The sequence below is a fragment of the Streptomyces spinosus genome (assembly GCF_020400655.1).
GTDB classification, from domain to species: domain Bacteria; phylum Actinomycetota; class Actinomycetes; order Streptomycetales; family Streptomycetaceae; genus Streptomyces; species Streptomyces argyrophylli.
Map to the genome: position 1 here is coordinate 1 of NZ_JAINRC010000089.1, position 223 is coordinate 223.

Annotated in this window: 1 protein-coding gene; it reads right to left on the reverse strand. The window is 69.5% G+C overall.

Features of this window, described 5'->3' with window-relative positions; translation table 11 throughout:
- A partial coding sequence (locus LG395_RS41050) for an AMP-binding protein (protein WP_225814711.1) occupies positions 1–223 on the reverse strand: 223 nt, incomplete at both ends.

Below are 223 nucleotides of genomic sequence, written 5' to 3' on the forward strand. Positions count from 1 at the left end.
GGCGGTGGCGTGGACCTGGGGGTGAGTGGTCAGGGCGTTCTCGATCTCGCCGAGTTCGATGCGGTAGCCGCGCACCTTGACCTGGTTGTCGATCCGGCCGATGAATTCCAGCGTGCCGTCCGGCCGCCACTTGACCAGGTCACCGGTGTGGTAGACGCGCGGGTCAGGGCGGGGCGGGCTGAGGGGGTTGGCGGTGAAGCGCTGTGCGGTCAGTTCCGGCCGG